This is a genomic window from Pseudomonas sp. EGD-AK9, from assembly GCF_000465935.2.
Taxonomy (GTDB): domain Bacteria; phylum Pseudomonadota; class Gammaproteobacteria; order Pseudomonadales; family Pseudomonadaceae; genus Aquipseudomonas.
On the sequence record NZ_AVOF01000414.1, the window covers coordinates 1 to 2,526 of the forward strand.

Consider the following 2,526-nt stretch of genomic DNA (forward strand, 5'->3'; position numbering starts at 1 on the left):
AAGGCGCCAGCACCGGCCCGCTGTGGGCGCTGGTGGGCGCGCTGAGCATCGCCCTGGGCGGCCTCGGCTGGTGGAGCCTGCAGCAGATCGGCCTGATGGAGCAGCGCCTGGTGGCGACCCAGGAAAGCTTCGCGCGCATCAGCGAGGAGGCCGCCGGGCGCATCCAGGACATCTCCGGCAAGGTGGTGGCCACCGAATCGAACGTCACCAGCGGCAGTGAGGCGCTCAAGCTGCAGGTCAAGCAGCTGGAGAATCGCCTCGCCGAGCTGGGCAAGCAGCAGCAACAGGCCGCCAGCGCGCAGGCCGCGCTGGACAAGCGCCTCGAGCAGCTGGGCAGCGAGCTGAAAAGCGGCCTCGGCGCCAGCGCCGCCTTCGACAAGCGCCTGCAGGCGCTGAGCAGCGAGCAGGCCGCGCTGAAGAGCGCGCAGGGCGAGGCCAAGGCGGCGCAGGCCGAACTGGCCAAGCTCGATGGCCGGATCAAGAGTCTGAGCGGCGAGATCGACACGCTGAAGCAGCAGGGCAACCCGGTCCAGGCCATCCAGCGCCTGGAACAGGACCTGCTGGTGCTGCGCAGCGAGCTGGACAGCCGCCCGGCCGCCAGCGCCGGCCCCAACACCGCCGAGTTCGACGCCTTTCGCGCGCAGATGACGCGCAACATCAACACCCTGCAGAGCCAGGTGATCAACCTGCAGCAGCAGCTCGACGCGCGCTGAGGCGCCGCGGTAAACGCACAAGCCCCGCAATGCGGGGCTTGTGCGTTTACGCTCGCGGCTGAAGCCCCTCCCACAGGCGCTGTGGGTGTCATGGGGACGCCTCAGCGGCGCGTTTCGTTGCCGGGCTTACAGCCGCGGATAGTCGATGTAGCCCACCGGACCGGCGCTGTAGAAGGTCTGCGGCTGCGGTTCGTTGAGCGGCGCGTCCTGCAGCAGGCGGGCCGGCAGGTCCGGGTTGGCAATAAAGGGGATGCCGAAGGCCACCGCATCGGCCTTGCCCTCGGCCAGCCAGGCATTGGCCTGATCCTTGGTGAAACGCTCGTTGGCGATGAAGACGCCGCCGAAGGCTTCCTTCAGGCTCGGCGACAGGCTGTCGTCGGCTTCCTGCTCGCGTGCGCAGATAAAGGCGATGCCGCGCTTGCCCAGCTCGCGGGCGACGTAGGTGAAGGTCTCGGCGCGGTTGGCATCGCCCATGTCGTGGGCGTCGGCACGCGGCGCCAGGTGCACGCCGACGCGGCCGGCACCCCACACCTCGATGGCGGCATCGGTGACTTCCAGCAGCAGACGCGCGCGGTTCTCCAGGCTGCCGCCGTAGCGGTCGGTGCGCTGGTTGGTGCTGCTCTGCAGGAACTGGTCGAGCAGGTAGCCGTTGGCGCCGTGGATCTCCACGCCGTCGAAACCGGCGGCCTTGGCGTTCTCCGCGCCCTGGCGGTAGGCCTCGACGATATCGGCGATTTCCTCGGTTTCCAGCGCGCGCGGGGTGACGAACTCCTTGATCGGGCGCACCAGGCTGACGTGGCCGGCCGGCTTGATCGCGCTCGGCGCCACCGGCAGCTCGCCGTTCAGGTAGATCGGGTCGGAGATGCGCCCGACGTGCCACAGCTGCAGGACGATCTTGCCGCCGTTGGCGTGCACCGCCTTGGTCACGTTGCTCCAGCCGCGGATCTGCGCCTCCGACCAGATGCCGGGGGTGTCCGGGTAGCCGACGCCCATCGGCGTGACCGCGGTGGCCTCGCTGATGATCAGCCCGGCCGAGGCGCGCTGTACGTAGTACTCGGCCATCAGCGCGTTGGGCACGCGGCCTTCGTCGGCGCGGGTGCGGGTCAGCGGCGCCATGATGATGCGGTTGTTCAGGGCGAGGTCGCCGATCTGGATCGGGTCGAAGAGCGTGGGCATGGTGAATCCTCCGAGGGGAGCGATTGGGAAAAGGATGTTCAGAGTTGCTGGCCGAGGCGTTCGACGAAGGCCTGGATGGTCGCCTCGTTGCGCTTGAAGAAGTGCCACTGGCCAACCTTGCGGCTGCTCACCAGACCGGCGCGCTGCAGGGTGGCCAGGTGCGCCGACACGGTGGACTGCGACAGCCCGCAGCGCTGGTTGATCTTGCCGGCGCACACGCCGATCTCGAGCGGATGCTCCTGGTCGGCGAAGTGGCGCTCGGGCTCCTTCAGCCAGTGCAGGATGTCGCGCCGCACCGGGTGGGCGAGGGCTTTGATGATGGCGTCGAGGTCCATGGTGTGGGTTCGCTGTATCGGCATGGGACGAACCTTATATCGGTCTGTGGCGATATACAGATCGTTTGTGCCGATAGCCGTTATCGACGGCTTCGATTCTGCGAGGCGGCCGGTTAAGCTCGGCGCATGAACTACCTGGCCCACCTGCACCTCGGCGGCGCTGCCCCGCCGCAACTGCTTGGCAGCCTCTACGGCGATTTCGTCAAGGGGCCGCTGGGCGGGCAGTGGCCGGCGGAAATCGAGGCGGCCATCCGCCTGCACCGGCGCATCGACGCCTTCACCGACAGCCACCCGCTGCAGGC

General features: G+C 68.4%; 3 protein-coding genes and 1 pseudogene. 2 read left to right on the plus strand and 2 right to left on the minus strand.

Features of this window, described 5'->3' with window-relative positions; translation table 11 throughout:
- A partial coding sequence (locus tag N878_RS17575; protein ID WP_021444902.1) for a hypothetical protein occupies positions 1-713 on the plus strand: 713 nt, incomplete at its 5' end.
- Between the two features lie 126 nt (positions 714-839).
- Here the strand turns inward: N878_RS17575 and N878_RS17580 are convergent.
- Both N878_RS17580 and N878_RS17585 read right to left on the minus strand, forming a co-directional pair.
- A complete protein-coding gene (locus tag N878_RS17580) occupies positions 840-1,889 on the minus strand; it encodes an alkene reductase (RefSeq protein WP_021444903.1) in 1,050 nt (349 codons plus the stop codon).
- A gap of 38 nt (positions 1,890-1,927) precedes the next feature.
- The gene (locus tag N878_RS17585) at positions 1,928-2,248 is read right to left on the minus strand and encodes a helix-turn-helix transcriptional regulator (RefSeq protein WP_031303395.1); all 321 of its coding nucleotides are present in this window, start codon (positions 2,246-2,248) and stop codon (positions 1,928-1,930) included.
- Between the two features lie 102 nt (positions 2,249-2,350).
- Between N878_RS17585 and N878_RS17590 the strand changes: the two are divergent.
- Positions 2,351-2,526, plus strand: a pseudogene (locus N878_RS17590) (ACP phosphodiesterase); the annotation flags it as partial.